Below are 20,370 nucleotides of genomic sequence, written 5' to 3' on the forward strand. Positions count from 1 at the left end.
GGTGCCGGTTTCAGAAGACGGGCCGCCGGTTTCCGTGCCCGGTCGCCTGCTCGAAAGCGTGCGCGGCCCGCAACAGCCTTAACTCGCCCCGCAACGGCGCGATGATCTGCAGCCCCACCGGACGTCCGTCGCCGGTGAACCCCGCGGGCACCGACAGCGCCGGGCACCCGGTCGCGGAGATCGAGTACGCCGAGCGCATCCACTCCAGGTAGTCGTGCATCGGTTGCCCGGCAACGGTTTCCGGGTACTCCCACTCCACCGGGAACGGCGGCACCTGGCTCACCGGCGCGAGCAGCAGATCGTATTCCGTGAAGAACTCGCGCATTCCGGTGATGAGCTGCAGCTGCCGCGTCTGCGCGCGTGCGATGTCGGCGCCGGAAAGCGTCGCGCCGAAAGCGATGTTGCCGGCGAGCGTCTGCTTCATCTTGTCCGGATGTTCTTCGAGCAGACCGCTGAACCCGGTGTGGAAAAGCCATCCGCGCAGGGTGCGGAACACCTCGTCGGCCGCGGCGAGGTCCGGGCAGGCCGGGTCGACGCGGCAGCCGAGTTCGGCGAACACCCGCACCGCCGGTTCCAGCACGGCGGTGACCGCCGGGTCGACCGGCAGCCCGCCCAGATCCGGCGACCACGCCACGCGCAGCCCGGCGAGGTCGGCGTCGAGCGATCCGGCGAACGGCGCGGCGGGCTGGTCGAGCGCGATCGGGTTGCGCTCGTCGTGCCCGGCGATCACCGAGAGGAGCAGCGCGACGTCGGCGACCGTCCGGCCCATCGGCCCCTGCACGCCCAGCGCCTCCCAAGGCAGCGCCGCGGGCCAGGTCGGCACGCGGCCGGGTGACGGACGCAGGCCGACGACGTTGCAGAACGACGCCGGATTGCGCAGCGAACCGCCCATATCGCTGCCCTCGGCGAGCGGTTGCAGGCCTGCGGCCAGCGCTGCCGCCGCGCCGCCGCTGCTGCCGCCCGCGGACAGCTCGCGCCGGTACGGGTTGCGCGTGGCCCCGAAAACCGAGTTCATCGTGTGCGAACCGGCCCCGAACTCCGGCGTGTTCGTCTTGCCGAGCGTGATCGCGCCCGCGTTCCGGATCCGCTCGACGACGAGGGTGTCGCTGTCGGGAACGTGGTCGGCGAAAATGGGGGAGCCGTAGGTGGTGCGGACCCCGGCGACGTCGTGCGTGTCCTTGTGCGCCACCGGAATCCCGTGCAGCGGACCGACCTCCTCGCCGTGCGCGAGACGTTCGTCGGCGGCCGCGGCCTCGCTCAGCGCGCGCTCGGCGGTGAGCGTGACGATCGCGTTGATCTGGGGGTTGACCTGCTCGATCCGGTCGAGGTGCGCCTGCAGCACCTCGCGGGCGGACAGTTCGCGGATACGCAGCCGCCGGGCCAGTTCGCGGGCGGGCAAGTAGCAGATCTCCTCGGCGCTCACTGGCTTCCTTCCTGACCCCGATGTCCGTTCGCGACCTCAGCCTCGCGCGTGGTGCCGGGGCCGGACAAGTCTTGCTCGACAAATGACGGAATCAGCCACAGTATTGGCTGATGACCGCACGGTTGGACCCGCTCGACCGCCGGATCGCCGGCGCGCTGCAAGTCGACGGCCGCGCGTCCTGGCGGCGGATCGCCGGGGTGCTGGACGCGCCGGAGCGCACGGTGGCCCGTCGCGGGACCCACCTGCTGCGCACCGGCGTCGTGACGGTTGTCGCCGTTTCGCCGCACGGCGTGCCGCTGCTGGTGCGCGGTCGCTGCCGGGCCGGGCTCGGCCGTCCCGCGGGCACCGCGCTCGCGGGACGGCCGGAGACGAGCTTCTGCTACCTGATCACCGGACCGGGCGAACTGGTCGCCGAGGTCTTCTGCGACCGCGACCGGCTGCCGACCTTCATGTTCGACGAAATGGCGGCAATCCCCGGCTTGCACGATCTGACGGCCGATACCGTCACCCGCTACTACCGCACCATCCACGAATGGCAGCCCGGCCTGCTGAGCCCGGCCGAGACGGAGGCGATCTCGTCGCTGCCGCAGCCGACTCCGCAGCCCCGGCAGCCCGACGGTGTCGCCTTCAGCAGCGACGAACGCGCGATCGTGCGCGCGTTGCGAGAGGACGGCCGGCGGACCCACGAGGAACTTGCCCGCGCCGCCGGGATCTCGGAATCGACCGTCCGCCGCCGGCTGGAAGCGTTGCGGCAGGAGGAAAAGGTGTTCATCCGAGCGGTGGTGGAGCCGGCTGTGCTCGGCCTGCCGGTCGAAGCGCTGCTGTGGATCCGCTGCCGCCCGCACGACGTCGACGGCATCGGACGCGCCCTGCTGGGCTCGCCGTACGTGCGCTACGCGGCGGCGATGACGGGCGAGTATCAGCTGCTCGCTGACGTGACCTTGCCCGACATTGCCGCGTTGCACGAGTTCGTCGGCAGCTCCGGCTGGTCCCGGCAGGCGGATTCGGTGCATACCGGGGTGGTGCTGAAGGCGTTGAAGCGCAGCAGCGTCCTCGCGCCCGAGCTGCGCTCCTGACCGGTCAGCCTCGTTCCTCCAGCCCGTTCAGCACCGGCGGCAACGCGCCTCGGTGCAGCACGCCGAGTCGTTGGGTCGCCCGGGTCAACGCGACATACAGCTCAGCCGCGCCGCGTGGTCCGTCCTCGAGAATCCGGTCCGGGTCCACGAGAAGCACGGCGTCGTACTCCAGCCCCTTCGTCTCCGACGCCGCCACCGCGCCCGGCACGTCCGGCGGCCCGATCACGACGCTCGTTCCTTCCCGGCCCGCCTCGTCGCGGACGAATTCCTCGACCGCGGCGGGCAATTCGTCGTCAGCGACCTTCCTCGACCACGGCCGGACCCCGCACGCGCGCACCGATTCCGGCGGTTCGGCCCCCGGCGCGAACTCGGCCAGCACCGCCGCCGCGACGGCCATGATTTCCGCTGGGGTGCGGTAGTTGACGGTGAGCGAACGGTAGACCCAGCGGCCCGGGACGTACGGATCCAGCATCGTGCCCCAGTCGAGCGCACCCGCCGCCGACCGCCGCTGCGCCAGGTCGCCGACCACCGTGAACGACCGGCTCGGGCACCGTCGCATCAGCGCCCGCCAGTCCATTTCGGACAGCTCCTGCGCCTCGTCGACCACGACGTGCCGGTAGGTCCAGTCCCGGTCCGCCGCGGCGCGTTCGGCGAGGTCGCGGGTGTCGTGCTCGACGAACCGCGCGGCCAGATCGGTGTCGTGGAGCAGGTGCTCCGCGGACAGGCCGATGTCCTCGTCCATCTCCTCGCGGTCGAGCCGCATGATGTCCAGCACGCCGGCCGCGTACTCGGCCTCCGCCTCGCGTTCGGCCGCGTCCTCCTTCCGTTTCGCCCGGTCCGGAGCCTTGCCGAGGAGGTCGATCAGCTCGTCCAGGAGCGGGACGTCCGACACCGTCCATGGCTCGCCCGGCTCGCGCAGCAGCGCCCGGCCGGCCCCGGCCGCGGTGAGCCGAGCGGGGGAGGAGTACAGCGTGGTCAGCACGCTTTCCGGAGTCAGGATCGGCCAGAGGCGGTCGATCGCCTTGCCGAACGCCGGGGCGGCGAGGAGTTCTTCGCCGAGCGTGGAACGGAGATCCTCCCATTCCTCCTTGTCCTCGCGAGTGAGCCAACCGTGCCCGATGCGGGTCATGGCGCGTTCGGTGAGCACGTACGTGACGATCTCGACGAACACCGCCCGCGCCTCGTTGTGCGGCCGCCCGCTCTGCCGCGCCTCGTCGCGGGCCCACTCGGCGGTCGCCGCGTCGATCCGGACGGTGGTGTCGCGGAGTTCGATCAGGATGGGTTCGGCGGGCAGCTCCTGCCGGTCCGCGACCGCCGCGCCGAGTACGTCGAGCATCCGCAGAGACCCCTTGAACCGCGCGGTTTCCGGCTCGTCCTCGGCGTGCGCGCGCAGCCCCGGAAGCAGCCCGCCCGGGGTGGTGAACACCACGTCGGACTCGCCGAGCGACGGCAGCACGCGCCCGATGTGGTTCAGGAACGACGGATTGGGCCCGAGGACGAGGACGCCGTGGCGCTCCATCCGCTCGCGCCGCGTGTACAGCAGATACGCGACGCGGTGGAGCGCCACGACGGTTTTCCCGGTTCCCGGCCCTCCCTCGATGACCAGGACGCCGGGATGGTCGAGCCGGATGATGCGGTCCTGCTCGGCCTGGATGGTCGCGACGATGTCCCGCATCCCCTCGCCGCGGGGCGCGTTGACCGCGGCGAGCAGGGCGTCGTTCTCCTCCCCGCTGCCCGGCTGGCCGAAAACCTCGTCGGCGAACGAGGTGATCTGCCGCCCGCGCGTGTGGAATTGCCGCCGTCGCCGCATGTCCTCGGGCGTGGCCGCGGTAGCGGTGTAAAATGCGCTCGACGCCGGCGCGCGCCAGTCGAGAAGAACGGGTTTGTACTCGTCGTCCTCGTCGAAAAGCCCGATCCGGCCGATGTAGGAATGGTCGCCTTCGACCGTGTCGAGCCGCCCGAAACACAACCCGGAGTCGGCGACCGAAAGCCGCCGCGTTTCGCGAGCGAGCGCACGCACCTCGACGTCGCGCTCGCCCGGAGCCTCGTCGTTTCGTTTGAGGGCAGCGGTGTAGCGCTCCTTGGCCCGCCTGCGCTCGCCGTCGAGCCGCCGGTACAGCCCGGCGACGTAGTCCTGTTCGGACCGCAGTTCTTCTTGGTACCCCTGAGTTGACACGTGCCCCTCGCTGCTGTTAATCTGAAACCAGATTCGGCGCGAACTTCTGATTGCTTGGTGAAGACGCGTCGATTTTTTATTGTCCACCTTCTGTCAAGTGGTCCGGTGGAGTGGTGTTTTCTCGCGGTTTTCTCGCGTGGTGAGCTGAGCGGTCCGGTTTGGCTGGAGCGGGTCGGATGGGCGGGTCTGGCCCGGTTTGGCGGGTGAGCGGACCTGTGCTGGCTGACCTGTGCTGACGGGCGCGGGTTGACGGGCTTGTGCTGGCGGACCAGCGCGGCCCGATCCGAGTTCGGCGGCCGGGTTTGCCAGACGGCCAGCCTCAGGACGCCAGACGGCCAGACGGTGCCAGTCAGAGCTGCGCCGCGGTCCGCAGGCCAGCGGGAGACCCGGCTCCAGGCCCGATCAGCGCGAACGACGTGGCGGCCTCGCCCGAGCTGACGATCCCCCCAGCGTGGCGACCTCGCCTGCCGTGGCGATCCAGCCCGCGGCGGCGATCCCGCCCCAGGTGAAGATTCCACTCGGCGCGAGGCCTTGCCAGGGTTGGCGATTGCGTTCGGCGTGGCGGCCTTGCCAGGGTTGGCGATTGCGTTCGGCGTGGCGGCCTTGCCAGGGTTGGCGATTGCGTTCGGCGTGGTGACCTTGCCAGGGTTGGCGATTGCGTTCGGCGTGGCGGCCTTGCGTGCGGTGGCGATCCCGCTCGGCGTGGTGACCTTGCCAGGGTTGGCGATCCCGCCCGCGGTGACGGCCTCGTCTGAGGCGACGACCTCGCACGGCGCGGCGACCTGCCCGAGGCGATGCACTCCAGCCGCGAGTGTGGCCAGCCGACACCCCTGAGCGCTCTCGCACGCGGAGAGTGTGCGGAGGTCGCGGGGCGGCAGGTCGAGCGTCGGAGGCTGAGCCGAATCCCCAGGCGCCCCCGCGCTATGCGGTGGCGGGCGAGCCAGGTGCGGGCGCGCATCCAGTTCCGCGAGCCTTCGTCCCGCGTTCCTGGAGACGGGCCGATTCGGCGACGGCGAACGGTTCGGCCGAGCACAATCGGCCAGCCGAAACGGACCGGACAGTGGCGGCCGTGCCGAGCCGCGCGAATGCGTTCTCGGCTGCCGCTCCGGGTGGATCCGCCGCGGCAGGACATTCCCGCGCACACCCGGGCCTGATCGTGCCCGCACCAATCCCACACTCGCTCCCGACAGCCGGACTTCGTGGTCGAGCAGTGATTCTGCGGCATCCCCCGTGGCTTGCGGCAAGCCCCGGGGTGCGCTATATCTTGAAAAGGGCGGAGGGAATCGTTTCTTGCGGCGCGCGGAATCCCGCGCGGTTCACGGCTGCTTCGCCGGCACCCAGTTCCGCAGCACCGGCTGATACCCCTCCGGCTTGTCGCCCACCTTCGTGCCGGGGTTGATCAGCCATGACTGGTAGTCCGGCGTGAACATCCGGTACGGCCCGGCAGGCGGCACCTCGCTCGCGCGGTCCAGGGCGCGGCGCAGGTCGGCGGACAGGGTGAAGTCGAGCGCGTGCATCGTCGTGTCCAGTTGCTCCGCGCCGCTCGCCCCGACGATCGCCGACGCGATGCCGGGCCGCGTCGCCACCCAGTTGATCGCGACCTGCGCCATCGTCACGTTCAGCTCGTCCGCGACCGTTTCGAGCGTCTTCAGCAGCTCCCACTGCCGCGCGGTCCAGTTCCCGGCCGCGGTTGCGCCCTCGCCGGTCAAGCGGCCCTCGCCGCTCAGGCCGTTCGGCGAGCTGCGGTATTTGCCGCTCAGGAAGCCGCTGCCGAGCGGGCTCCACGCGGTGATTCCCAGGCCCAGCTCCAGACCCGCCGGGACGTGCTCGGTTTCGATCGTCCGCTCGATCAGCGAATACGGCAGCTGCAAGTTGATCATCGGCGGCAGCGAATGCGCGTCGGCGAGGGTCTGCGCGCGGCTCGCGTACCAAGCCGGGACGTCCGACAACCCGGCGTACCGGATCTTCCCCGCCCGCACCAGATCGTCGAACGTGCGCAGCACCTCCTCGACCGGCGTGATCCGATCCCACGTGTGCAGCAGGAACAGGTCGAGATAGTCGGTGCCCAGCCGGCGCAGCGACGCCTCCGCCGACCGGATCATGTGCTTGCGCCCGTTGCCGCCCGCGTTCGGATCGCCCGGGTCGACGCTGTTGGTGAACTTCGACGTCAGCACGAGCCGGTCCCGCCCGCCCGTCTCGGCGATGAACTTGCCGAGCAGCCGCTCGCTCTCGCCCGCGGTGTAGAAGTCGGCGGTGTCGATGAAGTTGCCGCCTTCCTCGACGTACTTGCGGAAGATCGGCCGCGCCTCCTCTTCGGGCTTCCCGTAAGCGGCGTGAAACCCGTCGACGCCGAAGTTCATCGTGCCGAGCGCGAGCCTGCTGACCCGCAATCCGGACCGGCCGAGCAAGTAGTACTGGTCAAGAGACATCGGGGTCCTCGCTCCGTTCCCGAAAACACGCGCGGGCCGTGCCCGCCTGGCTCGGCCAGGGTGCCTTCGGAAAAATGGACTAGCAAGTCCAAAGTTCAGGGCCAGCGCGGCCGGATGCGTTCGGTGCCGAGTGGAGCACGATGCGAGCCAGGCTGGAACAAGCCGGTGCCGGCCGAGGGAGTGCTCACGGTCGAAGAGCCACGCGAGCACCTCGGCCTGGAGTGCGCGGAGACTGGCGAGGGTGCGCTGTTCCGTCTTGACCCGATCGCAAAGCAAAGCCCCTGCACCGCGGCGAAGAACCACCGGCGGCCCCAAACCGAATGTTCCGTACCGAATAATCCAGCACCGAAACTTGCCTTCTCTTGCCCGCCAGGTACTTCCACGAACGAGCACCGCTCGCCTCGCCGAGCGGGCATGTGCCTGGCGTCTGCCCGGCTTGCCCCGGCTTGCCGAGCGGGCATGTGCCTGGCGTCTGCCCGGCTTGCCCCGGCTTGCCGAGCGGGCATGTGCCTGGCGTCTGCCCGGCTTGCCCCGGCTCGCCGAGCGGGCATGTGCCTGGCGTCTGCCCGGCTTGCCCCGGCTCGCCGAGCGGGCATGTGCCTGGCGTCTGCCCGGCTTGCCCCGGCTCGCCAAGCGGGCATGTGCCCGGCGTCTGCCCGGCTCACCCCGCCAAGCGCTTCCCCGGGCGGGCATCGCCCGCCCTCGCCCACGGAAACGTGTCCGGCGATGGCCCGGTTCGCTTCTTCGAGCGAGCACGCCCATCCCGTCTTGCGGGAGCCTGTTTGGCGACGGCTGGTTGCCTTCGCACGGCCGAGCGCTTCCCCGAACCAGCACCGTCGACCCCGCCCCGACGGAAATCGTCCGGCGAAGGCCCGGCTCAACCCATCCCTCCTCAACCCGCGCCGGGACGTAGGCTGCAAGGCATGCCGTCGAACATGATCAGCCTCCGCGGTGTTCGCACGCACAACCTGGCCGACGTGGACGTGGACATCCCGAAGCACCAACTGGTCGCGGTCACCGGCGTTTCCGGGTCCGGCAAGTCGTCGCTCGCGTTCGCGACGCTGGCGGCCGAGTCGCGGCGGCAGTTGTACTCGACGATGCCCGCCTTCGTCCGGACCAAGCTGCCGCACGATCCGGCCCCGGAGGCCAGTTCGCTCAGCGGGCTCACCACCGTCGTCGTGGTGGACCAGCGGCCGCTCGGGACGAATTCGCGGTCCACTGTCGGCACCGCCACCGAGGTGTGGACGATGCTGCGGATGTTGTTCTCCCGCTTGGGCGAACCGTCCGCGGGATACTCGCCCGCATACTCGTTCAACGATCCGTCCGGCATGTGCCCGGCTTGCGCGGGACTCGGCACGGTCACCGACATCGACGGCGAGCGGATGATCGACCGCGGCCGGTCGCTCAACGACGGGGCGATGGTCTTTCCCAGTTTCGCCGTCGGCAGCTGGATCTGGAAGCGCTATGTCTACTCGGGATTCTTCGACAACGATCTGCCGTTGCGGGAATGGCCTGAGAAACTGGTGCAGTTCCTGCTGCACGGGCCGACGCAGAAGCCGCCGCATCCCTTGCCTCGCTTCCCGGCCAGCGCGAAGTACCAGTCGATGGTGCCGCGGATCCGGCGGCTGCTCGTGGAACGCGAGGCCAAGATGGGGCCCGCGGTGCGGACGGCACTCGCCGAGGTGACCCGGCAGCGGCCGTGCCCGGAGTGCGGCGGCAGCAGGCTCGCTCCGGCCGCGCGGGAGAGCCGGATCCACGGGGTGTCCATTGTGGACCTCGGATACCGCGACGCGGCGGGGCTGCTGGAATTCTGCGCCGGACTGGACCACGAGTGGGCACGTCCGCTGGTGGCGGCACTGCGGTTGCGGCTGGAATCGATGATCACGCTCGGCCTCGGGCATCTGCACTGCTACCGCGCGACGCCGACGTTGTCCGGCGGCGAGTCCCAGCGGCTGAAGCTGGTGCGGCACTTGGGTTCGAGCCTCACCGACCTCACCTACGTCCTGGACGAACCGACGGACGGGCTGCATCCGGCCGACGTCGCGTCACTGGTCGACGTACTGCGGCGGCTGCGCGACCACGGCAACACGGTGCTGGTGGTGGATCACCACGAAGCGGTGATGGTGGCGGCGGACCATGTGATCGACTTGGGTCCGGGAGCTGGCGAAGCGGGCGGGCGCGTGGTGTTCCACGGGCCGCCGGCGAAGTTGCGGAAGGCGGACACGACGACCGCGCGGGCGTTGCGCACCGGTGTCCGGCTCAAGGACACTCTGCGGGAACCCACCGGCTGGCTGCCGTTGCGCGGGCTGGACCGGCACACCCTGCGCAACATCGACGTCGACGTGCCGATGGGCGTGCTCACGGTGATCACCGGGGTGGCGGGGTCCGGGAAGTCGACGCTGGCGGGCGAACTCGCCGAGCGGCAGCCGCGGTTCACGGTCGTCGACCAGAGCCAGATCGTCGCGACGACCCGGTCGACGGTCGGTACCTGGCTCGGGCTGGCCGATCCGGTGCAGCGCGCGTTCGCCGAGGTGAGCGGAGAGTCGCCGAAGCTGTTCAACCCGCGGTCGCGGGGCGGGTGCCCGGCTTGCCGCGGCACCGGCGTGCGGCGCACCGACCTGGCGTTCCTGGAGGACGTCGACACGCCTTGCGAGGAGTGCGACGCGACCGGATTCCGCCCCGAGACACTGGAAACGCGGCTCGACGGACGGACGGTGCTGGAGGTGCTGAGCACGCCGGTGTCGACGCTGGCCCGGTACGTGCCGCATCCGGACGTGGTCCGGCTGGCCGCGCTGCTCGGCGAACTGGGCCTCGGGCACCTCGCGAGCGGCCGCACACTCGACACGCTCTCCGGCGGCGAGCGGCAACGGCTGAAACTCGCCCGTCAGCTCGACTCGACCAGCGACGACCTGCTCGTCGACGAACCCACCGCCGGCCTGCACCCCAGCGACACCACGCGGATGGTGGCGCTGCTGGATCGGCTCGTCGACGAGGGCCGGACACTCGTCGTGGTCGAGCATTCGCTGCACGTCGTCGCCGCGGCGGACTGGGTGCTCGACCTGGGTCCCGGCGCGGGCGAGAACGGCGGCCAGGTGCTCTACACCGGCACGCCGAAGGGGCTCGCCGAGCACGACGGCGCGACCGGACGCTACTTCCGGGCCGCGCTCCGCGGTTAGGCCGCCCCGCCGCCCCTCCGGTTCCGTCAGTGAGGGGAATCCTCAGGGAATCTGGATTCCCTCAGAGTTCCCCTCACGACCCGTAGCCGGGAAACCGGCGTGCCCCGGTGCCTCCCTGCCCGAGAACGTCGTCCGGATTCGAGTACGGGCAGGATTTCAGCGACAGGCACCCGCAGCCGATGCAGTCGGAGAACCGGTCGCGCAGCGCGGTCAGCTCCTCGATCCGCGCGGTGAGGCGGTCGTGCCAGCGGCGGGAGATGCGCGCCCAGTCGCGTTTGGTGGGGATGCGCTGGTCCGGCAGTTCGGCGAGCGCGTCCTTGATCTCCTCCAGCGACACCCCGACCCGCTGGGCGGTCCGGATGAAGGCGATCATGCGCAGCGTGTCGCGCCGGTACTCGCGCCGGTTGCCGCTCGTGCGCCTGCTCGCGATGAGCCCGCGGCTCTCGTAATAGTGCAGCGTCGGGACGCTCACACCGGCGCGTTCGGCGATCTGTCCCGGCTTCAGCCAGACGACCTCGCGCGTGATCTGGGGCATGGCAGCTCTTTCCGTGCTTGACATCAAGTTCGCTTGATGAAGTCCACTGTAAGCACCGCCCGGCAGAAGGGGGCGATCGCGCGCGAAGGGGATTCTGTGCCGACTGCGACCCTGCGAGTACGGGCGGACGTGCTGTGTCCGGTGTCCCGGACCGGGTCGAGCAGGCGGGACGTGCGGCTGGGCTGGCCATCCGCATAAACACCGCGTCGGCGCTCGATTCCCGGCCCGCGCACCGGGTGCTGAAGCTGGCCGCGGCGTGGGAGGCGATGTTCGCCGCGCATCTGCGGGACACAACCTTGCCTCGCGGATTGGGACGTGCTTGCGGAGGTGGAAATCGGAGTGGAGCGCGACGAGAAGTACGTGGCGGAAGTGCTGGCGGATCACGAAGAGGGACAGTCGCGCGGGGTCCGTTCTGTGCCGACGATCGTGCGTGGCGACCACCTTCTCGCCGGGCGCGCAGCGTCGAGGAACTGGCGGAATTGGTCCGGGAGGCAGCGAACGGCGGTCTGATGCGCGCTGCGGCGATCGGCAAGTTCGGGCCTGCGGAACGGCTGACCATCCGCCAGGTGCCGACGCTGGTCACGAGCCCGGGGGAGGTGCTGGTGCGAGTGGACGCCACCGGGCGCGACCGTCGAGTTCCCGCAGATCCTGGGCACCGAGTGTGCCGGGCCGATCGTCCAGGCCGGTGCCGGGGTGACCGAATTCGAGACAGGGCAACAGGTTGCCGGACTCCGGGTGCTGGGCTGCTACGCGGAGCGCGGTCCGGTGAGCCGATCGTGATTCACGGCACGGCTGGCGGTGCTGGCTCGACGGCGGTCCAGTTGGCGCGCCACAACGGTTCGCGCGTGACAGGGACCGGCAGCGAGGAGAATCAGGAATATTTCCGCACGCGGGACGCCACGCCAATGGTGTGCGGCGAAGGCGAACTCGACCGCCTCCGGACGGGATCGCGACCGGTCCGCCCAGCGGCTTCGCGGGCTGTTCGATTTGTGCCCGCGGGTGACCGTCCGGGCGAAGCACCCGCTCGACGCCGCCGCGAGCGCCCATCGCGACCTGGCCGCCGGACACGATCGCGGCAAGGTGGTGCTGCGGATCGGCTGAGGAGGATTTAATTCGGTGGACGGGGCAGTCGCGTGCCCGTTATGGTTCGCCCCGACCGTGACTCGACGCCAGGAGGTGAGACCCATGAACGCTGTTTCGATGTGGGTGCTCCCCGTGTCGTCACGGTCGGGCGACTGACGTAGGGGTTGCCAGGAGCGCCTTGAGCAAAGGCACTCCGAAAGGTGACCATCATGGACACTGTGCGTTTCACCGCGGGCGAACCCGCGGTGCGCGTCACCCGGGTCGAACCGGGACTCTGGCAGGCGTTGGACGACGGTCGGCTGGCCGGTCGCGCTGAAGCCACCGCCCGGCCCGACGGGCGGGTTTTTCTCAGCGTCGACGCCTGGCATCGCTCGGTCTTCGACCAGCTGGCCCGCGAGATGCTGGCCGCGCTGCCGGACCAGCTCCACACCGTGGTCGACGAAGCCGACCGCGAACTGCTGGACGGCTGGCGACGGGCCGGTCTGACGGTCCGGCGGCGCGAGTGGGAGTACGTCGTGCCCACGGATCCGCACGTCACCGGGCCGGTCGTGCTGCCGCCGGGCGTCACGGTCGTGCCTGCCGGATCCGCTGACGAGGGTCCGTTGCGCGAGCTGGACCGCGTTATCCGCGCCGAGGTCGAGGCGACTGCGGGCTGGTCGGAGATGCCGGCCGAGGTGCTGCCTCGCACGGCTGGCGACACCGTCGTAGACCCGTCGAAGTACGCCGTGGCTGTCGAGGACGGCGAGTACGCGGGTCTGCTCCGCGTGGTTCAGGTAACGCGCCTGCCCCGGATCGGACTCATCGCCGTCCGTGCGGATCGGCAACGCCGCGGCATCGCGCGCGGACTGTTGCTTCACACGCTCGGCACCCTGCACCGAGCGGGAATCCCGACGGCGTCGGCTGAGGTGAACGAGGCCAACGGAGCGGCGACCGCGCTGTTCGAGGGCATCGGCGCGCGGCGGGCGAACAGCACGGTGGAGCTGATGCGCCATGGCCGGTAAGGGCGGGATCGAAGTCGAGGGAACCGTGGTCGAGTGCCTGCGCGACGCCCGGTTCACCGTCGAACTGGCGAACGGGCACCACGTGCTGGCCCACATCAGCGGCAAGATCAGGAAGAACTTCATCAAGATCGTCCCGTTCGACCGGGTTCTGGTGGAGCTGAGCCCCTACGACCTCGACCGGGGCCGGATCCTGTTCCGGTACCGGAACTAGTCCGGTCCGCCCTGGCGGTCCCGGCCGGGGCCGTCAGGGCGGTCAGCTCGGTTTCGCGGCGGCGAGCCGGGCCAGCGCGTCGCATTTCCGGCCGAAGTTCGCCACGACGTCGGCGCCGATGATCCGCACCATGACCGCGCGCAGCGGGGTGTCGAGGACGATGCGCTGGGTCAGTTCGGTTCCGCCGGGGACGGCCGCGACGCTCAGCCGGAGGTCCATCTTCCCGAGCGGAACGGGCTGGCAGAGCGTGAACTCGTGTCCGGGCCGCCAGCTCGTGAAGGTGAAGTCCTTCGCGATTTTCGCGTGCACGCTGCCGCGGAATCCGCCGCTGGGGTAAAGGAATCCGGTCGAACCCGGCGCGACCGGCCCGTGCAGCACGACGCGCGCGACGTCCGGGTCCCAGCGCGGCCAGTTCTCGACGTCGGCGAGGACGTCCCAGAGCGCGGCCGGGTCGGCGGCGAGGGTGCGGGCGGAGGTTTTGTCCCAGGTCATGCCCCCGAAGATATACGGAACTGACAGTCTCGTAAACTGTGCGCTATGACGCACAACCGGCGCGGACGGCCGCGGGAGCAGGGAATCGACGCGGCGGTGCGGGCCGCGGTCAACGAGCTGCTGGAGGAGGTCGGCTACCAGCGGTGCACCGTCGACGCGATCGCGGCGCGCGCCGGGGTCGGCAAGGCCGCGCTCTACCGGCGCTGGAAGTCCAAGGCGGAACTCGTCTTCGCCGCGGTCGTGCACGACGACACCCTCGCGGCGCCGCCCGACACCGGCACCTTGCGCGGCGACGTAACAGGCGTTCTCGCCGACATTCAGTCCGCTTTGGACGGACCGCAAGTGCGCAACGCCCTGCCCGGCCTGCTTGCCGATCTCCGCACCGAAGACGCACCTGCCGCCCGGCTGGGCGAGCTGTTCCTGGTGCGAGAGCGGGCTTACCTGGTCGAAGTGCTCGACCGCGCGCTCGCCCGCGGCGAACTGGCGCGCCGCCCCGAAGTGCCCGTTGTGCACGCGATGCTGCTCGGCTCGGTCTTCGCCTGGCTGCACCTTCTGCGCGAAACAGTGCCGCCCGGCGGCCTCGCCGACGCGCTCGCCCCCGGCCTGTACGGCGCCATTATCGTGCTGGGCAGGTAATTTCCCCCGTGACCGCACCGGATCCCGCGTTCATCGCCGCGGCCGGGGCGACGGCGTGCGCCGGGACAGCTCGTCCGCGATCAACGCCTCCATGCGGGTGTTCGTACGGCGAAGCACACGGTATCCGCGGTATGCCACCGCGATTACCGCAATCCCGACCACCGCGGCGATCGACAGGACCGGCCCGTGCGAGATCAGGGCGTCGCGATGGTCGCGGGCGAGATAGCCCAGCCCGAGCCCGGCGGCGAGAGCGTCGAGAAGCGCGAGCGGAACCCGTCCGGGAATGGGCATGGCGGTCTCCTCTCGGGACCCGACCCCAGCAATCTAGGCGACCCCGGGGCCACCGCGAGCAGTCTCGACCCGATCGGCCTACGCCCCCGGCCCGCGCGGGGCCTGTGCTAAGTTGACGTGAACTGGGGGGATCGACCTGCGGAAGCGAACCCAGGGGCCGGTAGCTCAGTTGGTTAGAGCAGGGGACTCATAATCCCTTGGCCGTCGGTTCGAGCCCGACCCGGCCCACCATCTTGCCCTCAACACAGCTGCTGACCAGCGAAAACGGGCTCAAAAACGATCTTGAGCCGAGGTCTCGCGGGAGCGCCGGAGACGAGCGCGGCGCTGGTAACCCAAGGGATTGTTCGAGTAAGCCTGTTTTCATGACCGCCGTTGAGGCACCGCTGGAGGTGCTGGAGCCCGATGACATCCGGGAGCTCGTCTCGGACTGGAGAACGCATCTGAGGGCCGAGAACCGTGCCGACTCCACGATCGACGCCTACCTCGACAGCGTGGCCATGCTGGTCGACTACCTCGACGACGAAGACGTCTCGATGGTGGCTCCCGACATTGGACGCCGTGAGCTGGAGCGGTATTTCGAATATCTCCGCCAACGGCCGAATTTCCGCACCGGAGAGTCCCTTTCGCGCAGCTACATCGCCAAGCAATATCGGCACCTTCAGCAGTTCTGGCGCTGGCTCGACGATGTGGAAGAGATTGTCGAGTTGTCCCCGTTTTGCAAAATGGAGGTTCCGCACGTCCCGGACAACCCGCGACGGTCTTGCGTGAAAACGAGTTGAAGGCACTGCTGGTCACTGCGAAAGGAAAAGGGTTTGTCGAACTCCGGGACCGGGCGCAGTCCGGGCACGGTGCCGAACCCAGGTGCGCGTACCGGACCCGGTTGATTTCGTTGAACAGATGTGCCGGTTCGTCGCAGTCCTCTTCGCGGCCGAGCGCACGGATCGCGAATTCTGTCCGGCGCTCGGTCCGGTCCGGTCGGGGGCGCCGGACGCTCGAATCCCGAAGCCGCGGCATGACAGCGCGAGTCCGGTCGAGCCGATGCAGGCGGGACGCCGCTCGGACGGTGTCGGATCCTGGCGGACTGCCCTGTCGGGGATCCGCGGCACGGGCAGGAGAGTCCGGCCGCGCTCCGCGTGCGATGGTTCGAGTCGGGACACGGGCGTGCGCTTTCTGATCTGGTCGGAATTCGCCGACAGGCTTGGGGGAGCAGTCGGGCGAGGAGCGCGGTCTGCCGTCGGACCGCCCGCTCGCATCGGGGTTTGCGGGCGACGCCGACCGCCACGATCCGCCGCGCGACCGTCGGCTCGCCCAGCAGCGGGCCGCTCGGGATCAGCTGCATCCCGTGGAACAGGTCCTCGATCTCGGCGCGGGTGCGGGCCGAGACGTCTTTCATCGACCCGTTGCGGACCGACTCGGGCAGTGCGTGCACCACGTGCTCGTCTTCGGAACCGTCGTGCGGGTCGAGCAGGTGCGAGATCGCGACGTACGAACCGGACGGGAGCCGGTCGACGAACTCCTTCGTCACGCGCGCCGCGAGCCCGCGGTCGCCGGTCTGGTGGTGCCGGGCGAGCAGGAACAGCACCGCGATCGGCTCGTCCCAGTCGAGGTGATCGCGGACGGCCGGGTGGTCGAGAATGCTGTGGGCGGGTCGAAGAAATCCGCCTGGACGTACTCGGTGAACTCAGGTTTACCGCGCGGCCGATGCCGTGGCGGACAAGTACGGACACTACGATTTGTCCGCGCGCATCATCGGCCTGTTGAGCACGGCGGCAGCCGATGCTGAGGACGAACTGCTGGAGGGAAGCGTTTCCTGCGTGCGGGCAGAAACATTCTTCGCTTCAGAAGATCTCAGTGCTGGCCGGCGGATGCTTGAACGGGCCGCCGACCGGATCGACCTCGCTGCTTCCGAAACTGCGGCGGCCACGTACGGGCTATTGCACATGCGCGCCGCAGTGATGGCAGGTCGCGCGGGGGAAGGCCGCCGAGCCCGCGATCATATCGGGGAACCGCAGGAGGCCGCACGACGCGTTAACGAGGGAATCCGCCTCGGAACAGCATTCGGGACGGCGTCTGTGCGTATCCACCATTTCTCTCTCTCGGCGGAGGCCTGTGACGGCAGCGCTGCCTTCCGGGTGGCGGCCGGGCGCGAGCATGCCAGCCGAACGGCAGTCGCATTTCTACATCGACCTCGCGCGCGTCCACGATCTGGCGAACGAACGCGTCAACACAATCGATGCCTTGCGTGCAGCATTACGGATCGCGCCGGAGCGCGTACGAGCCCGTCCCCAAGTCGGGGAAATGGTCGAGTAATTGCGTCGAAAGACTCCGGGCGCGTCGAACGATGCGATGAACGGCCTCGACCGCGAACTGTTTTCCGGAGTTCCGGATCGCGCGACTCGCTGACAGCGAGGAACTCAGCGTTCGCTGCTGAGGAGATCGGGCAGTTCGGAGAGGCTTTCAATCGTCCAAGCGGCGTTGCGAGCGACGACGGGGTCGCTCGCCCACAGGTGGCCCCAGGGGCCGCGGCGAATCGGCGCCGGCCTCAGGCCAGCCGCCCGCGCGGGCACGATGTCGTTGTCTCGGTGATCGCCGACGTAGACGATCTCTCGGGGCTCGCCCGGGGCGAATTCGACGACTTTTTCGAAGAACAAGGGGTCAGGCTTGGCGGTGTTCCACTCGCCCGACGTCGCAACAGCGTCCACCGGCAGTGCCAGTTCACGCAGCAGCCGCGCCGCTTTGGCAGTCTGGTTTCCCGCGATGCCGACCCAGAATCCGGCGTTGCGCAGCGCCGAGAGCGACGATCGCACGTCGGGGTAGAGATCAGACTCCTCGATCTGCTCACCACGTCCAGCAGCCTCTCGGAGCTGGCGTTCGGCGTCCAAGTCGAAGCCGGGGCGAAAAACCTGGAACGTCTCCGCGTTGTTTCTGCCGCTCGAGGTCACGGCGCCCAGGACCGCCGAGAAGGTGTGCCGCTTGACCCCGATCCAGTCTGCCCACGCGCCGAACTCTCGCGAGTCGTCGAGCAAAGTCTCGCCGACGTCGAACACTACCGACCGAATCACGCCGCTCCCAGCGCCTCTTCCTGTCTGGCCTCCAGCACCGTACCGACGAAACCTTCCCACCACCACCCGAGAATCGGCACCTGCGGCGCAGGGGCACGCCTCGGCGTTGCGATCGCGACTGTGCCGATGGGCAACCGATCCATAGCCCGGCCGCCGGCAGACTTGCAGTAGCTGGGCTCGACACGGAGCCCACGTGTCTGCTCGGGCCGGTGGGGAGGGTGTTGGTTCGCAGGCTCCGCGTCCAGGAGGCCACGGCGCCTTCCTGCCGCTTCCAGCCGGATAGAAGGATTTCGGTACGGACGATTGCGCAAGGCGCCGGGCCTGCTGCGACCTCATGTCTGCCGGTATCTGCTGACGGGCGGACAAAGCGGGGCAGGTGGTCCGGCAAGGGGACTATCTGCCCTGGATATGGCGCGAATCCACCAGATTGGTCCGACGTCGAGGCCCCTTGTCGACCTCGCCGAGCAGCCGGTGGTTAAGCGCGAAAATCACCTCCTCGCCGACTTGGAAAGGCCGACGAGGAGGCTGCAAGGACGCGATCCCGCCGGAGCTTTGCCGGGGCCCCTGCTCGGGATGGCTGATCGGCGGTTCGGATCATGCGACGACGAAAGGTTGCCGGTACTTGATGTCCAGGCCTGGTATGTCGATGCGGAGGGCGTATCCGCCTGGGCGAGCATTGAAGTCGGCGATGCGGCAGAGCATGACCGGTGTCGATCCGGAAGCCGTCCCGTATGCCGGTGTCGCCCGCGAGGTAGATGCGTGCGGCGCGGCTGCTTTCCAGCAGGTCTCGTGGCGGCCGAAGGCCCAGCCCCGGGGTTTCCACGGACTCGGCGATCAGGGTCAGGTGAGCCCAGGAGCCGCCGAGGACCAGACCGGTGTGCCAGATGAAGAATTCGTCGGAGCTGGAAACGATGTCGGCGTCGGTCAGGGTGACCGGCCGCGGATCGCGCGCAGTGCCTCCTGGGTCTGGTCGGCCTCCTGGCGGCTGAGCGGGCGGGGGCAGGCTGCCTGTGCCGCTTCCGGCCCGCTTCGCCTGCGGACTGGCTGGCCGACCGTGACCTGGTTGCCTTGGCCGGAGTGTTTCTGCCCGTGGACGGTGCTGAAGTCGTACGGTATCCAGCCGCTGTTGTCGTTGTTGGAGCACGGGAACGAATGCCCTTCGACGAATGGCTGCTGACTGACTCCGCGTCCCTCGGTCGACCCGGCGTCCTCCTCTTCGCCTTCGTGCACCTTGTAGTAGACCCCGGCGCGGGCGTCGTATTCCACGGGTTCGGTGCAGAAGAACTTCACTCCCTAGCGGACGGCCGTGGCGGTCCCGACTGCCACGATCGAGGGGCTCAGGTAGGTGCCCCTGCACGCGCCGACGTCGCCGGGGCTGCGGTCCTCGGGGTGGTGGATCGGAATGGTCCAGTGGTCGGCGTCCTGGAACGAGATCTCCGGGTTGTCGAACGCCAGGCGCACCTTCGGAATTTCGGCGGCACCGGCCTGGGGGCCGCTCCCGAGCACTGACGCCGCACATGCGGCAGCGATGCTCAGTGCTGTATTTGCTTTGTTCACGCGCATGTCCAATTCCTCCCCAAGAATCAGCGTTTTCGCGAAAGGACCGAAGTCCGTGTTGATCAAGGTAAGGCGTGTCCCAGGCTGGAGGCTAGCGCCTTACCGGGTGCTGATCCGGTACCTCATTAGTGGGAAGCGCTGCCGATTGTGCCCGTTGTTGGCGGCATCGGGAAAAACGCGATGTTTCGCCAGGCAGTGTGCCACGAACTGCTGGAAGTCGTGCGGCCTTCGTGACCCTGGCAGCGAAGCGTGCACGCCACGGCTGTGATCGACGCCGGGCTGTGCGCCGAACTGGTGGACGGGCTTTCTGAAGGTCGCTCTGGCCTGATCGGTTGAGACGGGATGCCAGACGGTAAATCCCGTGCGGGACTCCGCTGTCGATTCGACTCGGCCAGTCGCCTGTGCTGCCCCGCGGCCTCGGGCCGTGGACGATGTGCGACATCCGGTTGCCGGCGGTCGAAGGGTTCCTGCTGTGGCCGCACATGAGCCGTCCCGCGCCCCTGGCTGGTTTCGACGTCCGTGAGCAGGAGCGCGATGACGTCTTCGTCCGCGTCGAGCATGCCCTCGGGACGGAGCTCGACCGGTCGTCCGTGGTCGACGGCGAGTCCGGAGCGGCTGAGAGGGCGTTGGGGAAGTGGGGTTTTCGGTTTGCGGTGCGGGTGACGATCTCGACGGTGAGGACGAGGGCCTGCTTGGCCCAGGCGACCAGGTGTCCGGTGCAGCCGCCGTCGGCCCGGACGTGGGCGACGGCGCCGAAGCGTGTGCGCAGTTCCGTCAGCAGCGGGTGCGATCCTGGATGTCGGCGGCGGTGACCACGACGGCGAGGAGGAGGGCCGAGGGTGTGGGTGGCGATGTGCCGTTTGCGTCCTCTGGTTTTCTTGCCCGCGTCGCAGCCCGCGCTGGCGGCGGGCACGGTGCCGGCCCCGCGCGCGGTCTGGGCGTCGATGACTGCGGCGGTCCGGTCGCGCAGCGCGTCGTGGATTCCGCGCCAGGCGCCGGCGCGGACCCAGCGGCGTAACACGCCGTCCAGCACGACCCGGCGCGGGAGGCAACGGTTCCAGCAGTGCCCATTGCGCATCGGTCGTCGACGAGGACGGGTACCCGGGACACGGCGGCGCGGCACGACGAGCAGGAACAGGCAGGCGACAATCACACACGAGCTCCTGGCAGGCGGACTGGCGTAGACAACCACCCGCCTGCCAGGAGCTCACCTCACCACCGG

At 69.3% G+C, this 20,370-nt stretch carries 17 protein-coding genes, 1 tRNA gene and 2 pseudogenes; 9 read left to right on the forward strand and 11 right to left on the reverse strand.

What is annotated here, in order from left to right; genetic code table 11:
- Window positions 1-10: 10 nt before the first annotated feature.
- Window positions 11-1,423, reverse strand: coding sequence for an amidase (locus BM362_RS15075; protein WP_067590410.1), 1,413 nt, complete (start codon window positions 1,421-1,423; stop codon window positions 11-13).
- A gap of 110 nt (window positions 1,424-1,533) precedes the next feature.
- Between BM362_RS15075 and BM362_RS15080 the strand changes: the two genes are divergently transcribed.
- Window positions 1,534-2,499: an Lrp/AsnC family transcriptional regulator gene (locus tag BM362_RS15080; RefSeq protein WP_093573531.1), complete on the forward strand. Its 966-nt coding sequence runs from the start codon at window positions 1,534-1,536 to the stop codon at window positions 2,497-2,499.
- A gap of 4 nt (window positions 2,500-2,503) precedes the next feature.
- Here the strand turns inward: BM362_RS15080 and helR are convergent, their stop codons facing one another.
- Entirely contained in the window at window positions 2,504-4,675 is a 2,172-nt protein-coding gene (gene helR / locus BM362_RS15085) for an RNA polymerase recycling motor ATPase HelR (RefSeq protein WP_208865208.1), read from the reverse strand.
- A 1,316-nt stretch (window positions 4,676-5,991) separates the two neighbouring features.
- Window positions 5,992-7,104: an aldo/keto reductase gene (locus tag BM362_RS15095; protein ID WP_093573533.1), complete on the reverse strand. Its 1,113-nt coding sequence runs from the start codon at window positions 7,102-7,104 to the stop codon at window positions 5,992-5,994.
- Between the two features lie 923 nt (window positions 7,105-8,027).
- Here BM362_RS15095 and BM362_RS15100 point away from each other — a divergent pair.
- On the forward strand, window positions 8,028-10,280 hold the full coding sequence (locus BM362_RS15100; RefSeq protein WP_244287160.1) for an ATP-binding cassette domain-containing protein: 2,253 nt from the start codon (window positions 8,028-8,030) through the stop codon (window positions 10,278-10,280).
- A 73-nt stretch (window positions 10,281-10,353) separates the two neighbouring features.
- On the opposite strand, the gene soxR is transcribed toward BM362_RS15100, so the two are convergent.
- On the reverse strand, window positions 10,354-10,815 hold the full coding sequence (soxR, locus tag BM362_RS15105) for a redox-sensitive transcriptional activator SoxR (protein ID WP_067590422.1): 462 nt from the start codon (window positions 10,813-10,815) through the stop codon (window positions 10,354-10,356).
- A 636-nt stretch (window positions 10,816-11,451) separates the two neighbouring features.
- Here soxR and BM362_RS48910 point away from each other — a divergent pair.
- The 4 genes and pseudogenes from BM362_RS48910 to infA form a co-directional block, all read left to right on the forward strand.
- Window positions 11,452-11,595: pseudogene (locus BM362_RS48910) on the forward strand (alcohol dehydrogenase catalytic domain-containing protein); the annotation flags it as partial.
- 219 nt (window positions 11,596-11,814) lie between these two features.
- The gene (locus BM362_RS48915) at window positions 11,815-11,916 is read left to right on the forward strand and encodes a zinc-binding dehydrogenase (protein ID WP_244287161.1); all 102 of its coding nucleotides are present in this window, start codon (window positions 11,815-11,817) and stop codon (window positions 11,914-11,916) included.
- Window positions 11,917-12,107: 191 nt separating this feature from the next.
- Window positions 12,108-12,899 carry a GNAT family N-acetyltransferase gene (locus BM362_RS15120; protein ID WP_093573840.1) on the forward strand — a complete coding sequence of 264 codons (792 nt, stop codon included), beginning with the start codon at window positions 12,108-12,110 and terminating at the stop codon, window positions 12,897-12,899.
- A complete protein-coding gene (gene infA, locus BM362_RS15125; RefSeq protein WP_037818449.1) occupies window positions 12,889-13,110 on the forward strand; it encodes a translation initiation factor IF-1 in 222 nt (73 codons plus the stop codon). The genes BM362_RS15120 and infA overlap by 11 nt, the downstream gene beginning before the upstream one ends.
- Before the next feature lie 42 nt (window positions 13,111-13,152).
- Here infA and BM362_RS15130 read toward each other — a convergent pair whose 3' ends face one another.
- Window positions 13,153-13,602 (reverse strand): SRPBCC family protein, encoded by a 450-nt coding sequence (locus BM362_RS15130; RefSeq protein WP_093573534.1) that lies wholly within the window; start codon window positions 13,600-13,602, stop codon window positions 13,153-13,155.
- A gap of 45 nt (window positions 13,603-13,647) precedes the next feature.
- Between BM362_RS15130 and BM362_RS15135 the strand changes: the two genes are divergently transcribed.
- On the forward strand, window positions 13,648-14,238 hold the full coding sequence (locus tag BM362_RS15135; protein WP_093573535.1) for a TetR/AcrR family transcriptional regulator: 591 nt from the start codon (window positions 13,648-13,650) through the stop codon (window positions 14,236-14,238).
- A gap of 30 nt (window positions 14,239-14,268) precedes the next feature.
- On the opposite strand, the gene BM362_RS15140 is transcribed toward BM362_RS15135, so the two are convergent.
- Window positions 14,269-14,529 (reverse strand): hypothetical protein, encoded by a 261-nt coding sequence (locus BM362_RS15140; RefSeq protein WP_208865209.1) that lies wholly within the window; start codon window positions 14,527-14,529, stop codon window positions 14,269-14,271.
- A 154-nt stretch (window positions 14,530-14,683) separates the two neighbouring features.
- Here BM362_RS15140 and BM362_RS15145 point away from each other — a divergent pair.
- Both BM362_RS15145 and BM362_RS15150 read left to right on the forward strand, forming a co-directional pair.
- A tRNA-Ile gene (locus BM362_RS15145) sits at window positions 14,684-14,760 on the forward strand.
- A 131-nt stretch (window positions 14,761-14,891) separates the two neighbouring features.
- The gene (locus BM362_RS15150; protein WP_093573537.1) at window positions 14,892-15,308 is read left to right on the forward strand and encodes a phage integrase N-terminal SAM-like domain-containing protein; all 417 of its coding nucleotides are present in this window, start codon (window positions 14,892-14,894) and stop codon (window positions 15,306-15,308) included.
- A gap of 599 nt (window positions 15,309-15,907) precedes the next feature.
- Here BM362_RS15150 and BM362_RS48920 read toward each other — a convergent pair.
- The 5 genes and pseudogenes from BM362_RS48920 to BM362_RS50535 form a co-directional block, all read right to left on the reverse strand.
- A pseudogene (locus tag BM362_RS48920) lies at window positions 15,908-16,165 on the reverse strand (SAM-dependent methyltransferase); the annotation flags it as partial.
- Between the two features lie 778 nt (window positions 16,166-16,943).
- The gene (locus BM362_RS15165; protein WP_093573538.1) at window positions 16,944-17,591 is read right to left on the reverse strand and encodes an HAD family hydrolase; all 648 of its coding nucleotides are present in this window, start codon (window positions 17,589-17,591) and stop codon (window positions 16,944-16,946) included.
- Window positions 17,592-18,515: 924 nt separating this feature from the next.
- Complete coding sequence (locus tag BM362_RS15170) at window positions 18,516-18,857, reverse strand: hypothetical protein (protein ID WP_143132422.1); 342 nt, start codon at window positions 18,855-18,857, stop codon at window positions 18,516-18,518.
- 27 nt (window positions 18,858-18,884) lie between these two features.
- Window positions 18,885-19,214, reverse strand: a complete 330-nt coding sequence (locus tag BM362_RS46820) for a hypothetical protein (protein ID WP_143132423.1) — start codon at window positions 19,212-19,214, stop codon at window positions 18,885-18,887.
- 25 nt (window positions 19,215-19,239) lie between these two features.
- Window positions 19,240-20,226: a transposase gene (locus BM362_RS50535; protein WP_425285706.1), complete on the reverse strand. Its 987-nt coding sequence runs from the start codon at window positions 20,224-20,226 to the stop codon at window positions 19,240-19,242.
- Window positions 20,227-20,370: the final 144 nt, after the last annotated feature.

This window comes from Amycolatopsis rubida (genome assembly GCF_900115345.1).
Taxonomy (GTDB): Bacteria; Actinomycetota; Actinomycetes; order Mycobacteriales; family Pseudonocardiaceae; genus Amycolatopsis; species Amycolatopsis rubida.

What these genes read in the sequence shown, in the direction of transcription:
- BM362_RS15140 (WP_208865209.1), bottom strand. Translation starts at nt 14,529, where the DNA reads ATGCCCATTCCCGGACGGGTTCCGCTCGCGCTTCTCGACGCTCTCGCC.
- soxR (WP_067590422.1), bottom strand. Translation starts at nt 10,815, where the DNA reads ATGCCCCAGATCACGCGCGAGGTCGTCTGGCTGAAGCCGGGACAGATC.
- BM362_RS15095 (WP_093573533.1), bottom strand. Translation starts at nt 7,104, where the DNA reads ATGTCTCTTGACCAGTACTACTTGCTCGGCCGGTCCGGATTGCGGGTC.
- BM362_RS15120 (WP_093573840.1), top strand. Translation starts at nt 12,108, where the DNA reads ATGGACACTGTGCGTTTCACCGCGGGCGAACCCGCGGTGCGCGTCACC.
- BM362_RS50535 (WP_425285706.1), bottom strand. Translation starts at nt 20,226, where the DNA reads ATGCGCAATGGGCACTGCTGGAACCGTTGCCTCCCGCGCCGGGTCGTG.
- BM362_RS15100 (WP_244287160.1), top strand. Translation starts at nt 8,028, where the DNA reads ATGCCGTCGAACATGATCAGCCTCCGCGGTGTTCGCACGCACAACCTG.
- BM362_RS15130 (WP_093573534.1), bottom strand. Translation starts at nt 13,602, where the DNA reads ATGACCTGGGACAAAACCTCCGCCCGCACCCTCGCCGCCGACCCGGCC.
- infA (WP_037818449.1), top strand. Translation starts at nt 12,889, where the DNA reads ATGGCCGGTAAGGGCGGGATCGAAGTCGAGGGAACCGTGGTCGAGTGC.
- BM362_RS15080 (WP_093573531.1), top strand. Translation starts at nt 1,534, where the DNA reads ATGACCGCACGGTTGGACCCGCTCGACCGCCGGATCGCCGGCGCGCTG.
- BM362_RS15135 (WP_093573535.1), top strand. Translation starts at nt 13,648, where the DNA reads ATGACGCACAACCGGCGCGGACGGCCGCGGGAGCAGGGAATCGACGCG.
- BM362_RS15150 (WP_093573537.1), top strand. Translation starts at nt 14,892, where the DNA reads ATGACCGCCGTTGAGGCACCGCTGGAGGTGCTGGAGCCCGATGACATC.